Annotated in this window: 19 protein-coding genes and 1 tRNA gene; 11 read left to right on the top strand and 9 right to left on the bottom strand. The window is 40.1% G+C overall.

What is annotated here, in order from left to right; genetic code table 11:
* The first annotated feature begins 135 nt into the window (after positions 1-135).
* Positions 136-1,704 carry a glycoside hydrolase family 10 protein gene (locus L0951_RS07950; protein ID WP_234110693.1) on the top strand — a complete coding sequence of 523 codons (1,569 nt, stop codon included), beginning with the start codon at positions 136-138 and terminating at the stop codon, positions 1,702-1,704.
* Here the strand turns inward: L0951_RS07950 and L0951_RS07945 are convergent.
* The 6 genes from L0951_RS07945 to L0951_RS07920 form a co-directional block, all read right to left on the bottom strand.
* Positions 1,701-2,390 (bottom strand): class I SAM-dependent methyltransferase, encoded by a 690-nt coding sequence (locus L0951_RS07945; protein ID WP_234110692.1) that lies wholly within the window; start codon positions 2,388-2,390, stop codon positions 1,701-1,703. The genes L0951_RS07950 and L0951_RS07945 overlap by 4 nt on opposite strands.
* A 20-nt stretch (positions 2,391-2,410) precedes the next feature.
* Positions 2,411-2,611, bottom strand: coding sequence for an exodeoxyribonuclease VII small subunit (gene xseB / locus L0951_RS07940; RefSeq protein WP_234110691.1), 201 nt, complete (start codon positions 2,609-2,611; stop codon positions 2,411-2,413).
* Positions 2,611-3,999 carry an exodeoxyribonuclease VII large subunit gene (xseA, locus tag L0951_RS07935; protein ID WP_234110690.1) on the bottom strand — a complete coding sequence of 463 codons (1,389 nt, stop codon included), beginning with the start codon at positions 3,997-3,999 and terminating at the stop codon, positions 2,611-2,613. Before xseA ends, xseB begins: the two co-directional genes overlap by 1 nt.
* A gap of 143 nt (positions 4,000-4,142) precedes the next feature.
* Positions 4,143-4,227, bottom strand: a tRNA-Leu gene (locus L0951_RS07930).
* A gap of 70 nt (positions 4,228-4,297) precedes the next feature.
* The gene (locus L0951_RS07925) at positions 4,298-5,065 is read right to left on the bottom strand and encodes an MBL fold metallo-hydrolase (protein WP_234110689.1); all 768 of its coding nucleotides are present in this window, start codon (positions 5,063-5,065) and stop codon (positions 4,298-4,300) included.
* A 45-nt stretch (positions 5,066-5,110) separates the two neighbouring features.
* Positions 5,111-6,661, bottom strand: a complete 1,551-nt coding sequence (locus tag L0951_RS07920; RefSeq protein WP_234110688.1) for a serine hydrolase — start codon at positions 6,659-6,661, stop codon at positions 5,111-5,113.
* Between the two features lie 129 nt (positions 6,662-6,790).
* Between L0951_RS07920 and pyrF the strand changes: the two genes are divergently transcribed.
* From pyrF to L0951_RS07895, 5 genes are all read left to right on the top strand, one after another.
* Positions 6,791-8,149 carry an orotidine-5'-phosphate decarboxylase gene (pyrF, locus tag L0951_RS07915; RefSeq protein WP_234110701.1) on the top strand — a complete coding sequence of 453 codons (1,359 nt, stop codon included), beginning with the start codon at positions 6,791-6,793 and terminating at the stop codon, positions 8,147-8,149.
* Positions 8,150-8,179: 30 nt separating this feature from the next.
* Positions 8,180-9,094, top strand: a complete 915-nt coding sequence (locus L0951_RS07910; protein ID WP_234110687.1) for an AEC family transporter — start codon at positions 8,180-8,182, stop codon at positions 9,092-9,094.
* 121 nt (positions 9,095-9,215) lie between these two features.
* Positions 9,216-9,929, top strand: coding sequence for a DsbA family protein (locus L0951_RS07905; RefSeq protein WP_234110686.1), 714 nt, complete (start codon positions 9,216-9,218; stop codon positions 9,927-9,929).
* Positions 9,930-10,152: 223 nt separating this feature from the next.
* Positions 10,153-10,725: a YceI family protein gene (locus L0951_RS07900; RefSeq protein ID WP_234110685.1), complete on the top strand. Its 573-nt coding sequence runs from the start codon at positions 10,153-10,155 to the stop codon at positions 10,723-10,725.
* A gap of 355 nt (positions 10,726-11,080) precedes the next feature.
* Positions 11,081-11,551 (top strand): DUF1616 domain-containing protein, encoded by a 471-nt coding sequence (locus L0951_RS07895; protein WP_234110684.1) that lies wholly within the window; start codon positions 11,081-11,083, stop codon positions 11,549-11,551.
* 149 nt (positions 11,552-11,700) lie between these two features.
* Here L0951_RS07895 and L0951_RS07890 read toward each other — a convergent pair whose 3' ends face one another.
* Entirely contained in the window at positions 11,701-12,555 is an 855-nt protein-coding gene (locus tag L0951_RS07890) for a DUF4846 domain-containing protein (protein WP_234110683.1), read from the bottom strand.
* Between the two features lie 95 nt (positions 12,556-12,650).
* Here L0951_RS07890 and L0951_RS07885 point away from each other — a divergent pair, with 95 nt between their 5' ends.
* Positions 12,651-15,464 (top strand): aminopeptidase, encoded by a 2,814-nt coding sequence (locus L0951_RS07885; protein WP_234110682.1) that lies wholly within the window; start codon positions 12,651-12,653, stop codon positions 15,462-15,464.
* Between the two features lie 53 nt (positions 15,465-15,517).
* Positions 15,518-16,666, top strand: coding sequence for a DUF4349 domain-containing protein (locus L0951_RS07880; protein ID WP_234110681.1), 1,149 nt, complete (start codon positions 15,518-15,520; stop codon positions 16,664-16,666).
* A 337-nt stretch (positions 16,667-17,003) separates the two neighbouring features.
* On the opposite strand, the gene L0951_RS07875 is transcribed toward L0951_RS07880, so the two are convergent.
* A complete protein-coding gene (locus L0951_RS07875; protein WP_234110680.1) occupies positions 17,004-17,366 on the bottom strand; it encodes a hypothetical protein in 363 nt (120 codons plus the stop codon).
* A gap of 18 nt (positions 17,367-17,384) precedes the next feature.
* Positions 17,385-18,524 (bottom strand): acyl-CoA dehydrogenase family protein, encoded by a 1,140-nt coding sequence (locus tag L0951_RS07870; RefSeq protein ID WP_234110679.1) that lies wholly within the window; start codon positions 18,522-18,524, stop codon positions 17,385-17,387.
* Positions 18,525-18,695: 171 nt separating this feature from the next.
* Between L0951_RS07870 and L0951_RS07865 the strand changes: the two genes are divergently transcribed.
* The 3 genes from L0951_RS07865 to L0951_RS07855 all read left to right on the top strand — a co-directional run bounded on the left by L0951_RS07865 (position 18,696) and on the right by L0951_RS07855 (position 21,300).
* Positions 18,696-20,474 carry an AMP-dependent synthetase/ligase gene (locus L0951_RS07865; protein WP_234110678.1) on the top strand — a complete coding sequence of 593 codons (1,779 nt, stop codon included), beginning with the start codon at positions 18,696-18,698 and terminating at the stop codon, positions 20,472-20,474.
* A gap of 84 nt (positions 20,475-20,558) precedes the next feature.
* Positions 20,559-20,960: a VOC family protein gene (locus tag L0951_RS07860; protein WP_234110677.1), complete on the top strand. Its 402-nt coding sequence runs from the start codon at positions 20,559-20,561 to the stop codon at positions 20,958-20,960.
* Entirely contained in the window at positions 20,953-21,300 is a 348-nt protein-coding gene (locus tag L0951_RS07855; RefSeq protein ID WP_234110676.1) for a hypothetical protein, read from the top strand. Before L0951_RS07860 ends, L0951_RS07855 begins: the two co-directional genes overlap by 8 nt.
* Positions 21,301-21,322: the final 22 nt, after the last annotated feature.

Genomic DNA, 21,322 nt, shown 5'->3' with positions numbered 1-21,322 from the left:
CTGATTTTGATTATAATGCTTGAAATTCATAAACAACTATCTGATTATCAAGCATAAAGATACAAAAATCCTAAATAATAACCAAAAAAAATCCGCCTCAGTTGTGAGACGGATTCTTTTTATATTTTTGCCTCCATGAACATTCGCCATATAAAAAATACCGTACTACTTCTTGCTCTATTTTTAGTTGCATCCTGTTCCACACAGAAGCCGAAAAAGCCCAGCCAAAGTACAAAATCAGTAACAACCAAACCAACAGCAATCACACCGAAATCAGAATTTTCTACTGCAAAGAAACTCGATCTTCCCGAAGTCAAACGTGAATTTCGTGCCGCATGGATCGCCACAGTCGCCAATATCAACTGGCCATCAAAGAATAATCTGACCACGCAGCAACAAAAGGACGAAGCCATCCGGATTTTAGATATATTGAAAGATGCCAACTTCAACGCGGTGATTTTTCAGGCTAGACCTTCTGCGGATGCTTTATATAAAAGCGATTTGGAACCATGGTCGTATTTCCTTACCGGTCAAATAGGGAAAGCTCCTTCCCCATTTTACGATCCGCTGGAGTTTTGGATTGACGAAGCACATCAACGGGGAATGGAACTCCACGTGTGGCTGAATCCGTATCGTGCGCATCACACCACAGGCGGAAATGTGACATCGGAAAGTCTGGCTTCGAAAATGTCCGATCAAACTTACCGACTCCGAAACGGTATGTTCTGGATGGATCCTTCGGATGAGAAGGTGCAAAACCATGTTTCAAAAGTCATCAAGGATTTGGTGAAACGCTACGATATCGACGCCATCCATATTGACGATTATTTTTATCCTTACAAAGAATACAATGGCGGAAAGGATTTCCCGGACGATAAAACATGGAGCAGATACAAGAATTCGGGTGGAACCCTTTCCAAAGGAGATTGGCGACGAGCCAACGTCAATAAAATCATCAAGAACATCCATGACGAAATCAAAAAAGAGAAACCTTATGTAAAATTTGGAATTTCCCCATTCGGAATTTGGAAACCAGGATTTCCTGCTGGAATAACCGGATCTTCGCAATATGACGAACTTTATGCCGATGCCAAACTTTGGCTTAATGAGGGTTGGTGCGACTACTATGCTCCGCAACTTTACTGGAAAGAAGGTGGACCTCAGAGTTTTTCCGCACTGCTGAAATGGTGGAAGGATGAAAACATCAAGAACATCCATTTGTGGCCGGGATTAAATACGGTAGGAATAAAAGCGGCAGATAAGCCTTCAGAAATCGCAGGTCAAATGAATACCATCCGAAAAATCTTAGCGAAAAATGCCGCAGGAGAAATCCATTACAGTTCTGATGGACTGACTAAAAATCCGGCAATGCTGAACGCGGTAAAAAACCTTTACAAAGAAAAAGCTTTAGTTCCTTTATCACCGTGGATCAAGGCAGAACCTGTTTTGAAACCTGAACTTACTGCGAGAAAAAATGGAACCGATGCAGAAATCCACTGGTTTTCTAGAAATCCGCGACAGGCGAAACACTTCATTCTGTACGCCAAATATGGCAACAAATGGGAAACAGAAATCCTGAATGGTGATGAACACACGAAATTTATCGCGATGGAAAAATCCGGAATTCACTTGACCGAGTTGGCTTTGAAAGCAGTTGACCGATTGGGAAATGAAAGCGATTATGTGGCCGTGGAAATCCATTAAAATTTCTTAGTCAAAACCGCCAAATACTGATCACTTCGGTCTTCCAGATCGATTTTCACATTCCATCCTGCTTTGTTGGAGAGATTTCTCATGGTTTTCCGGTCCAGATAAAGCCAATGAAACCAGTCGGTGAAAACGTCTTGATACTCATATCTACATTGTACCTGACCGAAATATTGATCAGGCTTTTGAAGATGCTCATACATATAGGAGACGTCACAGGAATCGAAAATAATCTGTCCGTTTTCGGTCAATAATTCTTCAGCTTTTTCTAAAAATTCCACGAATCCATCGAGTGTTGACGAAAGTCCAATCCCGTTCATCATCAACAATAGTGTATCGTACTTTTCAACTTTAAATTTGAAGAAATCCTCACAGACGATTTTTTGCAAACCCCGGTCTTTCATGACTTCACATGCGGAAGGTGAGATTTCAAGGGCAGTGACATCCAATCCATTTTTTTGAAGTTCCAGTGCGTGCGATCCGGCCGCCGCGCCGATATCCAGTACTTTTCCGCGGCATAATTCAAGTGCTCGCCGCTCCAGTTCGGGCATTGACTCAAGTTTCCGAAAATAATAGGAAATCGGCATTTCCACTTTTGGCCCAAAAGTATCGCGGACAAAAAGTTTATGTTTACTTTTCAAGAAATGAAAATCGTGGATGGCTTTTCCGGGAAGGTCGGTCATTGTATTTTTTAAATTAGCAATTATTCTTCTAGTTCTTTAAGGATTTTGTTCACATCTTCCTCAGTGGTGGTCAGCTTTTTCTTGCAGATCTTGATAAGCTCTGCAGCTCTTTTCACTTTTTCAGAAAGTTGATCGACGGAAATACTTCCATCTTCGATTTCTTTCACGATTTGCTGCAATTCTTCGAATGCGGCAGTGTATTTGATTTCTTGTTCGGACATTATTCTTTTGAATTTATTTTAGCATTGATTTTTCCTCTAAATAAATTGATTTCCACATCATCACCAATCGAAACCGTGCCAGAACTGGTGATTGCGGCTCCATCAAATCTCGTAATGCTGAAACCCCGTTTCAAAGTGTTGATGGGATCCAAGATATTGATGTTTTTTTGAATCTGTTCAACCTTTTGGTCTTCATTCCCCAAAAATCTTTTGGTTGAGGAAATTATTTTTCCGGAAAAGTCTGTCATCATCCAGTTGTTTCGGGATAAAACGGAATTTGAAACTGACTGCATTTTACTCACAGTTGCATTTAAACTGTTATGATGAATGGTCAGGTTTGTTCTGGTTTGGTGGGAAACTTTTTGCGAAACAGAAATGATTTTTCCTTTGTTTTTCTCTACCAGTTTGCCGGTTCCGCTTTTTAAAAACCTTCCGGAAATCTGAAGTTTTTCATTTTGATTATTCAACAACATCCTGGAGAAATCTACCATTGAATTTTGCGACCCGGACACCACGGCATCAAAATCCCTGAATTTCTGCAAAAGGAATTCTCCGGTTTTTGTAGGCGTAATCGCATTATAATAGGCCACCAATTCCGCCACAGTTTCATTGGTGGAATGACCGATTCCGGTAATGACGGGAATGGGAAAATTTGCGATCGCTTGTGAAATGTCATAATGGTTAAAAGTCGTCAGACCCACATCACCTCCTCCGCCGCGAATAATCGCCACTGCATCAAAATGATGGATGACTTTTCGGATCGTTTGAAGCTTTTCCACGATCGAGGTGATTGCCTTTTCTCCCTGCAGATATGCCGGAAAAAGCATGTGGAAGAAGCGGTAATTCCAAGGATTTTCATCGATAATCTTAAGAAAATCACCTAAACCTTTGCTGGTGTTCGCGGAAATGATCGCAATTCTTTGAGGCAAAATTGGTAATACTTTTCTGCGGTTCAAGTCGAAAACCTGTTCGGATTTCAGTCGGTCGATCGTTTCATTTTTTTCCCTTTGCAGGTCGCCCAGAGTATAACTCGGATCTATATCCATTATTTGCAGTTGAACTCCGGATGTCGGGTGAAAGGTGATTTTGGCAAGAAATAATATTTTTAATCCGTCGGAAAGAGGCGTTTTCAAAACTTCCTCAAACCGCTTGTTGATTCGGTCATAATTACTTTTCCACAGCATCGACCTCATTTCTGCGACCACCTTCCCGTCTTTTTTCTCCAGCAATTCCGGATAGCAATGTCCGGAATGGCTGTAATAATTCAGTTTGTTCATTTCCGCGGAAATCCAATATTCAGAATGGTACCTTGCTTCCAAAGTCTTTTTGATGCTCGCGGTGACTTGTGAAAGCGTAAAAGTTCTGCGGGGTTCAAGAATTGGCATCATGAGGGAATTAATTTAAGCGAAATCAAATTGGACTTAAAATTACAGAATTTCTACGGACTATCGGTAACGGTACCCGAATCTTGATCCAGCACGACGGAGCACAAAATAAAAACCCTCTGTTAACAATCGTCACAGAGGATTTTTGGTACCCAGGACCGGAATCGAACCGGTACATCTTGCGATACTAGAGTTTGAGTCTAGCGCGTCTACCAATTCCGCCACCTGGGCTGCTAAATTGGTGTGCAAATATAGAATTATTTTTTGTTTTGGAAAAATAAATTTTTAAAAATTTTGAAGGTCAAAAATCCAGTTCCAAACCGTCAAAAGCAAGCTGCACATTTTCAGGAAGTTCAGAGTTGGTCTCGTCATGAAGTCCCATATAATGCGAAAGGTGAGTCAGAAAAAGTTTCTTGGGATTAAGTTCTTCATTAAGTTTCAAAATATCCGGCAATATAAAATGGGCAGGATGTGGATTTTCTTTCCGGATGCAGTTGAGAATCAGGTAATCCAATCCCTTTAATTTGCCTTTTTCCGTTTCGCTGATTGCGCTTGCATCAGTGATATAGGCTAATTTCTTAGACTTAAAGCCAAAAATGGGAATCTTGAAATGCATCACTTCAATGGGAGTAATTTCTGCATCGAATAAATGAAATGCTTTGTTCTCCATTTCGTGAAGTTCAAAAGACGGAGCTCCCGGATATTTCACATCGGCAAAAGCATAGGGAAACCTGTTCATGATTTCGGCTCCTACCCTTTTGTTGCAGTAAATCGGCATATCTCCTTTCTGCCTGAAAATCAATGGCCGCAAATCGTCCAAACCAATTACATGATCGTTGTGTTCATGCGTAATCAAAACGGCATGCACTTCTGTTTCATGGTTTTCGAGCATCTGCATTCGGAAATCCGGACCGCAATCAATCAGGATTTTTTTCCCAGAATCGGTCGTAATCATCACTGACGAACGAAAACGCCTGTCTTTAGAATTTGTTGAATTGCAGACTTCGCAATTGCAGCCAATTACAGGAATTCCCTGCGAAGTACCGGTACCTAAAAATTTTAACTTCATTTTTTAAGTCGAAATGATTCTCATGCAAATTTAAGGATGATTTTATCAGTTTTTCCTGGTCAGATCCAAATCTTCGAAATCAAAGGAAAAATCGGTTACATCAGAAATCGGTTTCATTTTAGCAGAAGTCGCTTTCCCGTTTTCATCCATGTTAAAGTTGATGAAAGCATCTGCATCATAGCTTCTGTCGTCCCATTTTGCGATCATCACGTTTGGTGAAAAAGGCAGAAGTTCGCCTTTAAGTCTTGGAGAATTCTTGCAGAAAATTCTGAAAGCCTTTCCATCATTGGAAATAATCACGTCTCCAAACCAAGGATCATTATAGGTTCCCACGATTTGTTCTGCTTTGATTTGGCTGGTTTTGTCTTTTTTAAAAATTTCAGATTTTGCGAAAATCTCTTTTTTACCTTTGTCGTAATCTGCGTTGATTTTTGCCATTCTTTCGCTGTAAGTTTTCAGCCAGTTTCTATCGGCAATTCCCAGATAAGAATCTTTCACGGTGTTGGTAATTGTGCTGAAAGCCGCTCCGCTTTGTTGGTTGGTTAAAACCACGATGCCCAATTTCATGTCTGGAATGAGGGTGAACTGAGTCACAGTTCCGATTAATCCACCGGTATGATAAACTTGTTTGTGACCTTTCACATCCGTCAAAAACCAACCCAAACCATATCCCCCGAAATTGGAATCATAAGCGTTTTTTAAAGCAACCGGAGTGGAAATTTGAAGATTCCACAGTTGCTGAATTTGTTTGTCAGAAACCAGCTTCCTGCCGTCTTTTGTTGTAAAACCATTTATCAGGAATTCGGCCCAGGTCGTCATGTCTTTGATATTGCTGATGATTCCGCCCGCTGCATTCGCGGTCTCATTCCAGTCATGTGGAACCGGAATCGCTTTTCCGTCAACCGGAGCATGTGCTTCGATCATATTGGCAACATTCGCAGCTTTTGCGCGGTTGTAACTTCCAAAACTGGAATTCATCCCAACCGGTTTCATGATTTTTTGTTCGATGAATTCTGCCCAGGAAAGCCCGGAAACCCTGTGAATCACTTCTCCCGCTACAATGAACATGATGTTGTTATAATCCAGAGTAGTTCGGAACGGATTTTCAGGTTTTAAATATCTCACATTGTGCACGATATCGTTCACCGACAAATTTCCACCTTCCGGAAAAAACATCAGATCCCCCTGTCCCAAACCAAGCCCGGCTCGGTGAGTAATCAAATCTTTAACAGTCACTTGTTGAGAAACATACGGATCATACATTTGAAATTCGGGAATATATTGGGTGACTTTATCATCGAAATTCAATTTTCCCTCATCGGCCAAAATCGCCAAAGCCACCGCGGTAAATCCTTTGGAATTTGAGGCAATTCCTACCAAAGTGTTGTCATCCATCGGTTGTTTGGTATTCAGCGAACGAACGCCGAAACCTTTTGAATAGATGGTTTTGCCGTCTTTAACGATTCCAACAGAAATTCCGGGAACATCGAAAGTTTTCAGGGTATTTTGAATGAGGTCATCCAGTTTTTTTTCTTCGATCTGGGAAAAACAGAAAAAAGAAAAAAGAATGAAGAGCATAGACAGTTTTCGTTTCATAACTAATTTTTGATTTCCCCAAAGATAAAGATAATTGACACAAAAACTGTTAAACTTCCGCCCTGCATTTTTGGTCTTCCCACATTTCTATTAACTTTGTAGAAAGTAAAAATGAAAAAAAAACAGTGCATGGATACTAAAAGAAAATTTTTCCTGGAGTGCTACAAACTCGGCATCGTCAAATTTGGCAGGTTTACCCTGAAAAGCGGGATTGAAAGTCCGTTTTATGTGGATTTAAGGCCGCTCGCTTCTGATCCTAAAATTCTGAAAGACCTCGCCAATTATCTTTTGGATATGCTTCCGCTTGATAATTTCGATTTGATTTGCGGGGTTCCGTATGCTGCACTTCCGATGGCAACCGCGATGTCTCTGGAAAGCTATATTCCGCTGATTATGAAACGGAAAGAAGCAAAAACACACGGCACCAAAAAACTGATCGAGGGAATCTTTTCGAAAGGCCAGAACTGTCTTTTGGTGGAAGATGTGATCACCTCCGGAAAATCTCTATTGGAAACCATTCCGGAAATTGAAAACGAGGGAATTTCAGTTTCAGATATCGTGGTGGTTTTAGACAGACAGCAAGGCGGAAGGGAAATGCTGGAAAGCAAAGGGTACCATGTCCACACGCTTTTCACCATTTCAGAAGTCTGCGAAATATTGCAGGAAGAAGGTCTTTTAATGAGTGAAGATGTAGAAAGAATCAACGATTTCTTACGTGGAAACGTTGTGCAATTTAAAGAAGAAAAGCGAATTTCTTACGAGGAAAAATTAAAAATCTGCGAACATTCAGTTGCCCAAAAACTGCTGAAAATCGCCATCGAAAAAAAATCGAATCTGATTGTTTCCGCCGATGTGACCACCACCGCTGAATTACTCAATCTGGTGGAATTGGTTGGTCCGCACATCGTGGCGCTAAAAACGCATATCGACATTATTTCCGATTTTGATGCCGACAAAACGATTCTGCCCTTGAAAGATTTGGCTTCGAAATACAACTTCCTGTTGATGGAGGACAGAAAATTTGCGGATATCGGAAACACTCAGGAATTACAATTTTCGATGGGTGTGTTTAAAATTTCGAACTGGGCAGATTTGGTCACCGCACAAGTCATCGCAGGTTACGATTCCCTGGACTGTTTTAGGAATGTGGGTGTGGTGGCCATTCTCAGCATGTCTTCCACCGGAACCTTAACTGATATGGAATACCGTGAACAAGCTGTGAATATCGCAGTTTCACATCCGAACGTTTTTGGCGGAGTTGCCCAAAACAAGATTCCCAATGAACTTTTACTTTTTACTCCAGGTGTAAATTTAGCCGATTCCGGTGACGGAAAAGGGCAGCAATACAACACGCCGGAATATGTCTTCAAAAAGCTGGAAACCGACTTCATAATCGTAGGACGCGGAATTTACAAATCTGATGATGTGGAAAAAGCGGCATTGAATTACAAGATTGCGGGTTGGAATGCCTATGAAAACTCACTTTGAAAGGTTAAAAAAGCTGATGAAAGCTGATCAATGAGCAACCTTATTCTTCTATTTCTTTGCCTTTTTCTTGGAATTTTTCTGCGAAAGGCAAAACTTTTTCCTGAAAACGGACATTCGGCCTTGAATTCTTTCGTGGTCAATATTTCACTGTCATCGTTGTCATTATATTATATTCCGAAAATTGCGATGAATTTTCAGGTACTTTTTCCAGTGGCCGTTCAATGGCTGAACATTTTGCTGGCGATTCCTTTTTTCGTGCTGATTGGCCGAAAATTAAAGTGGAGCAAAGGAATGATAGGCGCAGTGATTATGGGGGCAGGATTGGGAAACTCTTCATTCATCGGAATTCCGGTGATTCATGCACTTTACGGCGAAAGCGGAATGAAAACAGTGATGCTTGTAGATCAACCCGGTGGATTTGTCGCACTTTTTACAGTGGGAATAGCCGTGGCGAACTATTTTTCGGGAAGCAAAAGTTCTGCAAGTCAAATGGTTCTGAAAATCGTGAAATATCCGCCATTCATTGCCTTTACCATTGCGGTTTTACTAAATGTTTTTTCCTTTCGAATTCCGACCGATCTGGACCAGGTTTTTGAAAAATTGGGTGCTACAACGGTTCCGCTCGCTTTGGTTTCTGTCGGAAGCCAGTTAAGATGGCAGAAATTAAACTCTGAAACCAAACCGTTGATTTTGGCACTTTCGTTTAAGTTACTTTTTTTTCCGCTCATCATTTTCCTGCTCTACTTTTTTGTTTTCAATCAGAGAGGTGAAATGATTGAAATCTCCTTTCTGGAAGCAGGAATGGCACCGATGATCACCGCAGGAATTATTGCGAACACCCATCATCTTCATCCTAAACTGACCAACCTGATCATTGGAATCGGGATTCCCATTTCATTTGTAACGCTTGCTTTTTGGTATTTCGTGATGCATTATTTTATTTGAAGTGATTCACGATTTTGATTGATCACCAAAACATTCAAAAAAGTAAATGCTCCTTTCTTAACCTAGGTCAATGTTCACTAGATTTCAACGAGGTATATTTGTTCAATCAAAAAATTGAGTTATGAAAAAAATGAAGGTAGATATCTGGAGTGACATTCGTTGCCCGTTCTGTTTCGTGGGAAAAAGGAAGTTTGAAAAAGCCTTGGAGAAATTCCCTGATTCAAAAGATATTCAGGTCAATTGGCACAGTTTCCAGCTTGATCCCGACTTGCAAACCCAACCGGAAAGAGATCCGTTTGAGTTTTTCTCTGAAGCGAAAAGAATTCCGATTTCGCAGGCGAAAATAATGCATGACCATGCAAAAAATGCAGGTAAAGAAGCGGGAATCGAATTTAATTTCGAAAACCAAAAAATCGCGAACTCTTTCCGAGGACATCTTTTGATTCAGTTGGCTAAAACGAAAAATCTTGCCAACGAAATTGAAGAAGCACTCTTCAAAGCACAATTCATCGATGCCAAGAATATCGATGATGAAGACACTTTGGTAGAGATTGGAAAATCAATCGGTTTGGAAGATGGTGAAATCAGGAACGCTTTAACTTCTGATGATTTAGGCTATAAAGTTCAGGAAGATTTGCAGATGGCTAGACATTTGGGAATCAACGCGGTTCCGTTTTTCGTGTTTAATGACAAATACGGAGTTTCTGGCGCGCAACAACCGGAACTTTTTCTGGAAGTTCTGGAAAAATCATTCGGTGAATTTTCGCAAGGCGATCAAGGTTTACAGATCATCAATTCCGGTGAAAGCTGCGATGTGGACGGGAATTGTGACTGAAATCCGGGATTCGAGTTACAGGATTTTGGAGAAGAAGTAATGGGTTTTTTCATTCGAAGAAATCCGCTTGCACACCAAAATCCATTCTGAATAAAATTGGCTCCATCGAATCTCTGATTTCACCGCACAGCGGATTCAATTTTCTTATCCTACATCAATGAGCAAATTTTTTAAACGCTATATCTTTGACAAAGAATTTTAAACAAACAAATAGTAAAATCTTATGAAAAAATTATTTTCAATTTTAACTGCACTGGTGTTTTCAGTAGCCGCTTACGGACAACTTGTGCTAAAGAGCGATCCGGCTCACTCCAGAATCCAGTTTGAAGTCATTCATCTTGGAATCAACGATATCACCGGAAACTTCGACAAAGCAAACCTAACGATCAATGCAGACGAGAAGAATTTCGTGAACTCCAAGCTGACTTTCTCAGTGGATGTGAACTCCATCAACACCCACATTGATGCGAGAGACAACCACTTGAAAAGCGCAGATTTCTTTGAAGTAGCAAAATATCCGACCATGGATTTTGTGAGTACTTCACTTACAAAAACGGCAAATAATTATTATACGCTGAACGGAAATTTGACCATGCATGGAGTTACCAAACCGGTATCCCTGACTTTGGTGTATAGAGGTTCCACCGTGAATGCGATGAACAAGAAAGCGACTTACGGTTACCAGGTTTCCGGAACGCTCAACCGATCAGATTTCGGGATCGGACCAAAATTCCCGATTCCTATGATCAGCGACCTGATCAGAATCAAAGGAGATTTTGAATTGACTGCAGAATAAAAAATTGTGTTTTCATAGTGGAAGGCGGAAGTTTGGGAAACCAGCTTCCGCTTTTTCTTTGTAAGGTATTTATTGGTATTGGGTTACCTCTTTCTGCTAACTGAAGCTATTTTTTGTCTTACATCATTTATAAAGGCAGAATGGATGCAGGTTTTTTCCATTGATGGGCAATCATTTAATTGAAAAATAAAAAACTTGAGCGGAATGGTTGGATGGTGTATATTTACCTCGAAGTGATCATACCAAACGACGGAATGTATTTTTTGTAAAATATACAGCTTGATAGAGTTCTTCGCAGACTTGTCAAAATAACAGTCAGATCGCTGCTTAACAAAAAATTTAAAATTGTTTTGAAATGGACGAATCCGGAATTAAAAGAAAAGAAATGAATGATAAAACACCCATCCATATTTTGTTAGGACTTTTATTTGTGGTTATCCTCTTTCATGTTGCTGTACTTTTTAAAGCAGTTCCAAATGAGATCGTTTGGGGCGGCCGTCTTCAGGATGATTCGGAAATGCTCGTATTTGAAGCCCTTTCCATTCTTATCAATATGTTTTTAGGACTTGTTTTGTTGATGAAAGCAGACTACATCAAAATTAAATGGAAGGAAAAAACAATAAACATCATATTATGGATTTTTCTTATCCTATTTGTTCTCAATACGTTTGGTAACCTTTTCGCAAACAGCAACTTTGAGAAGTTTTTCGCCGTTTTGACTTTTGCTTTTGCGATTCTAATTTGGAAAATTTTGAAACAGAAAAAATTTAACGGCAGGAATAAGATATCAAACCTGGAAAAAAATCAAGATAACTTGCCGGTCTGAAACCCGGCTTTTTTCGCGGCCAACTTTGGTACAACCTTTATTTTTCAATAAATTTTTGGGGAAATAAGTTATTTCAACCTTAAAGGTTTGGTTTCGCTCAAAAACCAGATTAGAACGGTATCCTTTTTTAATTTCGACCTGTTCCAGTTTCACTTGATCCCATGAAACCTCTTAATTGAAGTCGGTTTGAAAATGTATTTCGCTGTTACGGTTTCCGGGGAATTTATATCCAGTTCATACCAAGGGGAAATCTTTGAATTGGCGGGATTCCTTAAAATATGGATATCCTGAGCAGGCATGAAGCTTTCCGCCAGTAAATATAGGTACTTTCCTGCAGAATTTCGGATACGTCCCACCACAATTACACAATGGCCAGGACTTCCCGGAACAATCACAAAATCCCCCGGTTTGATGTCGGAATTGCTTTTTACAGGTACTCCTTCCCGATCGAGAGAAATCGTTCCCGCATACTGAAAAACCAATCTGAGGTATTTCCTGAAATTGGTATAAGAATCGTCAAATGAACCCCGATTCACAAAACGTACAGTACGACCGGTTTCAATCGTGCGAACTCCGTCACGGAAATCATTCCAGGAAAGAAACTGTCCGCTGGTGAAATGGAAGCCAATCTCGTCAAATCGTTTTTGGGACCAAAGAAATTCGGAATAAAGCCGAATCCAGGCATCTGCACATTGCTGCAAATCCTTGTGGCCCACATCAATCTTTAAAACTGCTACATGATGGTTTTGCTTTTCAATAGGCATATCCTGGAAATCACGGATCGGAAAACTGGGCGGATAAAGCGGGAAACTGACCAAATATTCACTGAAACTCCCTCGTTCTTCCTTTTCCCACGCATAACCTTTCGGCGGGATAAATCGGGTTCGAATCGCGGCCTTGCTTTCATCGATGTTCATGGGAACGGTGGTTTCCACGACTTGGCAAAAAGCGTGGTGAAAACCCAGGATGAAAAAGAAAAAGACAATCTGATAATTTTTGGCCATTATCAAAGTTTAACCAAATTTAATCATTATTTGGAATATGCTTAAAAGGGTACTTGTTTTTAAAAAACATCGTTATATTTGGAAATTGGTTTAAGATGAAAAGATTTCTTTGCGGTTTTGTTTTATTTTTCTGTTTTGCTGTTGGTTTCGCACAGCAAAATCGAATTTTTATCCAGGCAAAAATCACCGAAAATAATCCTAGAATTGCCGTTTCCCAAGAAATTGACTTTACCAATTCCACCGATCAGCCTTTGAACCAACTCAAACTTCTCAACTGGATTGCCGCGTACCAATCAAGGAACACCGCACTTTTGGGTCGGAAATTAGAGGACCGGAAAAGTGAGTTGTATTTTGCAAAACCCAATGAACTGGGCGGTTTAGAAAATCTGCAGATCAAGGTTGAGAACCAAAGTATTGATCAGGGCAGTTCTACTGAAGAAAATATTTTCTTGCCTTTGAATAAAAGTTTGCAGCCCGGAGAAGTATTGAAAATCACTTTAAATTATACTTTAAAAATACCATCGTCAAAGTTTACTGCTTATGGCACAGATGGTAATGGTTTTTACCTAAAGTATTTTTTTATTGTTCCGGACCGTCCTGAAACTGTTGTAAAAAGAGAATTTTTAGATATTGACGAAAACCAAAGTCCGGGAAATGAATGGACCGTTCTGTTGGACATTCCGGCAAATTGGTATGCTAAAAGTAACCTCAAAGAAATACAAACCAACTATTTCCAGGGAGTTTTGAATAACGATCCGGAATTTTTGATTTCGGAAAAACGGTTTGATCAGATCTATGCAAATATAGATGAGAAAGTAACTTCTGTGGAATTTGGTTATCCACTGAGCCCCGAAGAAAAACAGCATTTGGAATTCTATCTCCCGCTTCAGCTTTCATTCATTAAAAGCAAAATAGGAACATTGCCCGAGAAAATATTTATTTCTGATAAGTTTAAGAAAGAACAGAATTTCACGGGACTTGAAGATGTGAAATTCTGGAAATTCCGCTACCCGCTTTTTCCGGAACGGATGCGCACGGATTTGAATTATTTCAGCGCCCTTTCAAAAAACATCATTCAGCAATCTGTGATTTTTGACAAAAATGACGATCACTGGCTTATCAACGGACTGAAAACTTATCTGGAAATCCAGTATCTCGAGCGCTATTATCGGGATGAAAAACTATTGGGCGCATTGCCGGACAATCTGAAGCTGTTTGGTTTGAAGCCTCTGAAGATTTTTCATGCATCGGAATTGAAAATTTCTGAGCGGTACGGATTGGCTTATCAGTACATCAGGAGTCAGAATCTGGACCAGAGAATTTCTGAACCTTTTTACCAGCTCAGCAATTTTAATGCTTCCGCAATAAGCCACTTCGAAATGGGAAGCTTGTTTTCATTCCTTGCAGAAAAAATGGGAAACGAAAAATTTGACGATTTCATCGTAGATTACCTGAAACAAAATCACCTGAAAAAAGTGGACCGCAAAGATTTTCTGGATCGCTTCACTTTAGCTACAGGATATTCTTCGGAGTTTTTGGAGCAATTCATCGAAAGAAAAAACCGGGTGAATTTCGATCTGAAAAAATTCAAGAAAAATGGCGACGAATTTCAGGTGAAGATCTCCAAAAATACAAACCAAGCAATTCCTTTCAAACTGGAAACCATTAACAAAAAAGGTGAAAAATCCGAATTTTGGTTTGATACCGATCAGTCCCAAAAAGCGATTACCTACAATATTCCGCAAGCGAACGCAGAAAAAATTGTGGTCAACAGTGAATATATTTTCCCGGAGAATAATTTCCGCGACAATTACCTTTACACCAAAGGAATTTATACCAATGTAAAAAAAGTGAAGCTGAAGTTGTTCAAGGATATTCCGAATCCTGAATTCAATGAAATTTATCTGAATCCCAGATTAAGTTTCAATGCCTATGACAATGTTTTGGTGGGTTTGAATTTCAGGAATACCTCTTTTTTTGAGCAAAAATTCAATTATACCTTCACGCCCTATTTCAGTTCCGGAACCGGAACAATGACCGGTTCGGGTGGAATCTCCTACTCTTTCCAGCCAGCCGAAAGTTTTTACCGGAGTTTGGATTTTGGGATCGCCGGTTCCTACTTTCATTATGATTTCGATTTAAGTTACCGGAAATTAACGGCATTCGGGAACCTGAGTTTCAGTAAAAATCCCAGAAGCGACATTGGTAGAAGTCTAGGTATTTCCTACAATTTTTTCGACAAGGATTTGGACCCCAAGAAAAATGATCCAAATGATTATTCGCGGTATAACCTTTGGAGCGTGGGATATGCCTATTCCGACCGGCGAATGATCCATGAAAAGTATTTCAGCGGGAATTTCCTTTTTATGGAAGATTTTCAGCGGATTTCTGCTGAAGCATTTTACCGCTGGGAATTCCAGAAAAGCAAGAAGATCAGTTTCCGGTTTTTTGGCGGACTGTTTTTGAACAACCACACCCGAAATAATTTGTTTGATTATGGGATTTCCCGTGTTTCGAATTTTGCGTTTTCCTATGGACTTTTGGGTCAAAGCGCTACTTCGGGGATTTTTTCGCAACAGCTCATTATTGCCGATGGCGGTTTTAAATCCTATCTCGGACAAACCACCAATCAGTGGATTACTGCGGTGAATGTGGATTCTCATCTTTGGAAGATGTTTAACCTCTATGCCGATGCAGGAATGTATAAAAATCATCAATTCAGCCCGAAATTCATTTGGGATTCCGGCGTGAAGCTGAAAGTGGTTCCCGATTTCCTGGAGGTCTATTTCCCGATTCAAAGTTCCCTAGGTTTTGAGCCTTCTTTCAAAGATTATGGAACACGCATCCGCTTTACTTTGACCCTGAATTTTTCAGCGATTACCAATTATTTCAGACGGGGCTGGTTCTGATTAATTTAGGAACACATTTTGATTCTGATTCGTCGCTTTAACTTTATTTAAAAATGAAGAAATTCTTTTTATCCATCCTGATTGGAACTGCAATCATTTCCTGCGAGAAATCCACCATTCAGCAAACTACCGACCATTTCAAAAGAGCAGATTCCCTGTTCTCCCAAGCGAATGAGGGCATGAAGACACTGGATTCCATTTCCAAATCCATCAACAGCAAAGACGGAATTACCAGAAAAATTATCATTCCCGAAATAGAAAAACAGAAAAAGGCAATCGATTCCACCATAAAATCTGGAAGTTGGCGGATTGACTCGATCAATCGACAGCTTCAGGAGATCACCAAAAATGTGAAGACCGGAACTCATGTGGTGAAAACTTTAGATTCCGCCAATGAAGCCTTAAAAAAAGGAAGCAATCCTTTGGAGGTTTTGTCGAAGACGGCTGACAAAATCCTGAAACAGACAGAAACTCAAAAAGAAAATACTCAAACGCCGACTAAAGCTGAAATTCAAAGCCAGCATTCGCCATCAACTGTTCCTTTAGATCCATTGGTAAAAACCGCCCGACTTGAAATTGAGGTGGTCAACCTCACCGAAGCGAAAGCGCTTTTGAAACAGAAATTGAAGGAACATCATGCTGATTTAGCCAGTGAGAATTTTTCGCAAACGGAGGGCATTTCAAAAGAATCTTTTTCTGCAAAGGTTCCAGTTCTATATTTTGACCAGTTGGTCAATTCTGCTTCAACGCTAGGTGAAATCCGCATGAAATCAACGATTTCCCAGGGAATTGATTATGATGCAAAGCAGCTTTGTGACGTAGAAATATCGCTTTTCCAAAATGAAAATCTCCAGAACAATTCTTTCGCTCAGAAAGATTCTGATTCCCTGAAAACTGATACTTTCGGTGACAAATCCTCTGATGCTTTTATGCAGGGATTCAGAATTTTGGGAGACGGATTGCTGTTTCTACTTCCGTTCTGGCCCATTTTGCTGATTGGGATTCTGGTTTGGTATTTCTTTGCGAGAAACAAAAAGAGAAAAGCCAAAGAGGAATTTGAAAGCCAACAAGCTTTAAATCAACAAGAAATCCAGGATCCGAAAGAAAAACAAAGCTCCACTGAACCGGTCGCTCAATCGGAAAATAATGAAGATCATGATGATGAAGAAACCGATTATTCGAAATATATGCCGAAGAAATAATTAATGACCGAAGCTAAAACTTTTGAAAACCAGAATTTATTAAACCTCAAAGAATTATTTTCTGGACAGATGGTTCATTTTTTCGGGCGGTTTAGTTCTCGTTCAAATCATAAAAAGCAGAAATTGGCAACCCCTAATCGCCGCCCTAATTCTGTAAAATAAAAACAGTGATGCATTCGTCAAAAAACTTTTGAAACTTATTGTGAACTGTTATTTCGGATCATGATTTTCCGGCTGTACTTTCGAAACGGCTAAAAGAGCAAAAATTCTTTCCGTGCCTAAAAACAAGAAATCCCCTCAACCAAAATTGAAGGGATTAAGAACTTCTTTCTGAATACTATTTCATGTCAATTACCTGATCTACCACATACTGCGTATTTCCTCTCCAGGGTAAGATTCCGTGGTATTCTTTGTAGTGCAGATCAAAAGTTTTCCCGCTGTTCATTTCCAGCTGTTTATAAACCGCTTCGTTTTCAATCGAAAACTCGAATTCATAGCTGGTCAATGCTCCTGTTTTGCCCCTTCCGAAACCTTCCTGGATCAGTTTACCTTCATAAGTCTTGAAGATATTTCCTTTTTTTACGGCATAATTTAAGACGCCGGATTTCACGCCTTCACCGAAAATGAAATAATACTTGTACCAGATCAATCCGCCCAAAAGGAAAAGTACTGCGATCAAAGTAATCCAAAGGTATTTCATGGTATTCAGATTTTTGACTTATTTTGAAATCGAACGTGAAATCACAATTTTCTGGATCTCAGAGGTTCCTTCATAAATCTGGGTGATTTTAGCGTCACGCATCATTCTTTCCACGTGGTATTCCTTCACATAACCATATCCACCGTGAATTTGAACAGCCTCTATGGTGGTGTCCATCGCAACTTGGGATGCATACAGTTTTGCCATCGCACCACTTTCGGAAATGTCTTTTCCTTCATCTTTTTCCGCTGCGGCTTTATAGCAAAGCATTCTTGCCGCCGTGATCTGCGTTGCCATATCTGCCAATTTAAAGGCAATTGCTTGGTGATTGATGATTTCAGTTTTAAATGCTTTTCTGGTTTTAGCATATTTCAATGCCAATTCGTAGGCACCGGCTGCGATTCCCAATGCTTGAGAAGCAATACCGATTCTACCGCCGTTCAAAACAGCCATCGCGAAATTAAATCCAAAACCGTCTTCACCGATTCTGTTTTCTTTCGGGATTTTCACATTATTAAAAATAAGGGAATGGGTATCACTTCCGCGGATTCCCAGTTTGTCTTCTTTCGGTCCGATTTCGAAACCTTCCCATCCTCTTTCCACGATGAACGCATTGATTCCCTTATGTTTTTTTTCCGGATCTGTTTGTGCAATGACAATGTAGTAACTTGCGTTTCCGCCATTGGTAATCCAGTTTTTGATTCCGTTCAGAAGGTAGTAATCTCCCTTATCTTCGGCAGTAGTTTTTTGCGAGGTTGCATCAGAACCAGCTTCCGGTTCAGAAAGAGCGAATGCCCCGATCACTTCACCACTTGCAAGCGGTTTCAGGTATTTCATTTTTTGTTCCTCATTGCAGAATTTTTCTAATCCTGCACAAACCAGTGAATTGTTCACAGACATCACCACGGCTGCAGATGCGTCGATTTTTGCAATTTCTTCCATCGCCAAGACGTAGGAAATGCTGTCCATTCCGGCACCGCCATATTTCGGATCCACCATCATTCCTAGGAAGCCCAATTCTCCCATTTTCTTTACCTGCTCGTGTGGGAATTGTTGCAGATTATCTCTCTCGATCACTCCCGGCAGAAGCTCAGTCTGAGCAAAATCTCTCGCTGCTTGCTGAATCATCAACTGCTCTTCCGTTAAATTAAAATTCATAAAATTTACTGTTTATTTGAGGGTAAATTTACAACTTTTCCAAAAATGAAAAAATTTAATTGAACTGAGGCGAGTATTAGGTTTTGCCGGGTGAAATAAAAATGATATTTTTACATTAACTCAATATTAATAAACTCTGTTTTCAATTTAGAAATAATCAATCATTAAGCTATGACGATAAAAAGGATTTTTGATTTTGCTCACAATGCATTGGAGAAATATTCCAGAGAAGACATGTTTGTGACCAAATATCACGGAGAATGGGAGAAAACTTCCACTCAGGAATACATCAATATGGGCAATCAAATTTCCCGGGGGTTGTTGAAACTAGGCATCAAACCTGGTGACAAGATTTCGCTGATCACCACTGCAACCCGCACCGAATGGGCGGTGATGGACTTGGGAATTTCCCAGATCGGCGCAGTTTCGGTTCCGGTTTATCCATCCATCTCTCCGGAGGATTATGATTTTATCTTTAACGATGCGGAAGTGAAATACTGTTTCGTGTCGGATCGTGAACTGCTAGACAAAGTGATGCAGATCAAGCCCAATGTAAGCTCATTGCAGGGGGTTTTCACTTTCGATCAGATTGACGGTGCGGCAAATTGGAGGGAAATTTTGGATTTAGGAAAAGACGAAGAAACCCAAGGAGAAGTAGAAGATATTTCGAAAAGCATCGTTTCGGACGATTTGGCAACCATTATCTATACTTCTGGAACCACCGGAAAACCAAAAGGCGTGATGCTCACGCACAAAAACATTGTTTCTAATGTTTTGGCTTCTGATCCAAGGATTCCAAGAGTTAAGGGCATGGATTTTAAAGAAATTAAAGTTCTGAGCTTTTTGCCGATCTGCCACATTTTCGAAAGAATGTTGTTTTATCTGTATCAGTACAACGGCTACTCCATCCATTTTGCGGAAAGCATTGAAAAAATGGGTGACAATATCAAGGAAGTGAAACCACATCTGATGTCGGTAGTTCCACGTCTGATTGAAAAAGTTTATGACAAAATTTATGACAAAGGAACTTCAGCAGGCGGCTTGAAATCAAAGATTTTCCTTTGGGCATTGGGCGTAAACAAGGCAAAAAAGGAAATAGGCAAACCATCCGGTATCAAAGAAATCATAGCCGACAAACTGGTTTTCTCGAAATGGAGAGAAGGTTTGGGAGGAAACATCATCACTTTGGTTTCAGGCTCTGCAGCACTTTCGGCCAGGCTGAATAAAATGTTTCAAAACGCTGGAATACCTATTTTGGAAGGTTATGGTTTGACGGAAACATCCCCGGTAATTTCCGTGAACAGTTTCGGGAAAATTAAGATCGGAACGGTAGGTCACGTTTTGGAAAATCTGGATGTGAAAATCCAGGAAGATGGAGAAATCACCGTGAAAGGACCCTCCGTTTTTGTGGGTTACTTCAATAATGAGCAAATGACCCGAGAAGCATTTACAGAAGATGGTTACTTTAAAACAGGCGATATCGGACATATAGACGACGAAGGATATCTGCATATTACGGACAGGAAAAAAGAAATGTTCAAGACTTCCGGCGGAAAATATGTTGCGCCGCAAGTAATTGAAAACCTGGCTAAAGCGTCTAAATTCATCGAGCAAATCATGGTGGTTGGCGAAGGCGAAAAAATGCCGTGCGCTTTGATCCAGCCCGATTTCAACTTCGCGAAAAACTGGGCGGAAAGAAAAGGTTATCAACTGGGTGACCAGCCGGAACAGGTAGTAAAAAGCCCAGAATTGATCGCCAGAATCGGAAAAGAAATCGATTACCTGAATACCAAACTTGGAAGCTGGGAACAGATCAAAAGATTTGAGCTCACTCCGGATGTGTGGTCCATTGAATCGGGACAACTGACGCCTACGCTTAAATTGAAGCGAAAAGCGGTGAAAGAAAAATACATCAAACTGTATAACAAAATGTATGGTCACGAAGAGTAAAATTCAACCATAAGATTTTCAGAAAAATATCCGCTTACAAACGGATATTTTTTCTATATTTGAGGGAAGACAAATTCAATCATTTTGAAAATAAAAGGAGTTCATACTATTTTTTATGTCGAAAATAAGCAGCAGAGTACCGAATTCTATGAAAGAATCTTGGGAAGAAAGGCGGATTTGAATGTACCCGGAATGACCGAATTCAGGATTTCAGACGACTTTGTTTTGGGTTTGATGCCCAATTCGGGAATTGCCAAAATATTAGGAGATGAAACACCAAATCCGTCTTCGGGAAAAGGAATTCCGCGCTGTGAACTGTATCTGTATGTAGCGGATGTAGATAAAGTTTACATGGAAATCAGATCATTCAACATCAAAATTATCAGTCCGTTAGAAAAGCGAAATTGGGGAGATTACTCTTTTTATTTCTCGGATCTGGACGGACACATCATCGCATTTGCTGAAAAAATCGAATACAATGAATAACTGTCTGGAATGTGGCGACCAAATCATCGGGAGAAGTGATAAGAAATTCTGCAACGACGGGTGCAGAAACGCCTACAACAACAAACACAACAAGGATTCCACCAATCTGATGCGCAACATCAACAACAAGTTACGCAAAAATCACCGGGTTCTATCCGAACAGAATTATGTGGATGGAAAAGCAAAAACCACCAAAAACAAACTCACTTCCGAAGGCTTTAACTTTGATTATTTCACCAATATGCGCATTTACAAAAATGGTGCGGAATACCGTTTTGTTTATGATATCGGCTACAAATATTTAGAGGACGACTGGATTTTGCTGGTGAGGAAGGAGTGATTTGAAAAGTAATTAATCACTT

It is taken from the genome of Chryseobacterium sp. R2A-55, from assembly GCF_021401085.1.
Classification (GTDB): Bacteria; Bacteroidota; Bacteroidia; order Flavobacteriales; family Weeksellaceae; genus Kaistella.
This window is presented reverse-complemented; position numbering and strand designations above follow the sequence as displayed.

Excerpts from the sequence above, each read along its gene's own strand:
- xseA (WP_234110690.1), bottom strand. The coding sequence starts at position 3,999 with ATGATGCCAATTCTTGAACCCCGCAGAACTTTTACGCTTTCACAAGTC.
- L0951_RS07875 (WP_234110680.1), bottom strand. The coding sequence starts at position 17,366 with ATGAAATACCTTTGGATTACTTTGATCGCAGTACTTTTCCTTTTGGGC.
- L0951_RS07880 (WP_234110681.1), top strand. The coding sequence starts at position 15,518 with ATGAAGAAATTCTTTTTATCCATCCTGATTGGAACTGCAATCATTTCC.
- L0951_RS07910 (WP_234110687.1), top strand. The coding sequence starts at position 8,180 with ATGAGCAACCTTATTCTTCTATTTCTTTGCCTTTTTCTTGGAATTTTT.
- L0951_RS07865 (WP_234110678.1), top strand. The coding sequence starts at position 18,696 with ATGACGATAAAAAGGATTTTTGATTTTGCTCACAATGCATTGGAGAAA.
- L0951_RS07900 (WP_234110685.1), top strand. The coding sequence starts at position 10,153 with ATGAAAAAATTATTTTCAATTTTAACTGCACTGGTGTTTTCAGTAGCC.
- L0951_RS07885 (WP_234110682.1), top strand. The coding sequence starts at position 12,651 with ATGAAAAGATTTCTTTGCGGTTTTGTTTTATTTTTCTGTTTTGCTGTT.
- xseB (WP_234110691.1), bottom strand. The coding sequence starts at position 2,611 with ATGTCCGAACAAGAAATCAAATACACTGCCGCATTCGAAGAATTGCAG.
- L0951_RS07870 (WP_234110679.1), bottom strand. The coding sequence starts at position 18,524 with ATGAATTTTAATTTAACGGAAGAGCAGTTGATGATTCAGCAAGCAGCG.
- L0951_RS07890 (WP_234110683.1), bottom strand. The coding sequence starts at position 12,555 with ATGGCCAAAAATTATCAGATTGTCTTTTTCTTTTTCATCCTGGGTTTT.
- L0951_RS07945 (WP_234110692.1), bottom strand. The coding sequence starts at position 2,390 with ATGACCGACCTTCCCGGAAAAGCCATCCACGATTTTCATTTCTTGAAA.
- L0951_RS07950 (WP_234110693.1), top strand. The coding sequence starts at position 136 with ATGAACATTCGCCATATAAAAAATACCGTACTACTTCTTGCTCTATTT.
- L0951_RS07905 (WP_234110686.1), top strand. The coding sequence starts at position 9,216 with ATGAAAAAAATGAAGGTAGATATCTGGAGTGACATTCGTTGCCCGTTC.
- L0951_RS07925 (WP_234110689.1), bottom strand. The coding sequence starts at position 5,065 with ATGAAGTTAAAATTTTTAGGTACCGGTACTTCGCAGGGAATTCCTGTA.
- L0951_RS07895 (WP_234110684.1), top strand. The coding sequence starts at position 11,081 with ATGGACGAATCCGGAATTAAAAGAAAAGAAATGAATGATAAAACACCC.
- L0951_RS07855 (WP_234110676.1), top strand. The coding sequence starts at position 20,953 with ATGAATAACTGTCTGGAATGTGGCGACCAAATCATCGGGAGAAGTGAT.
- L0951_RS07920 (WP_234110688.1), bottom strand. The coding sequence starts at position 6,661 with ATGAAACGAAAACTGTCTATGCTCTTCATTCTTTTTTCTTTTTTCTGT.
- pyrF (WP_234110701.1), top strand. The coding sequence starts at position 6,791 with ATGGATACTAAAAGAAAATTTTTCCTGGAGTGCTACAAACTCGGCATC.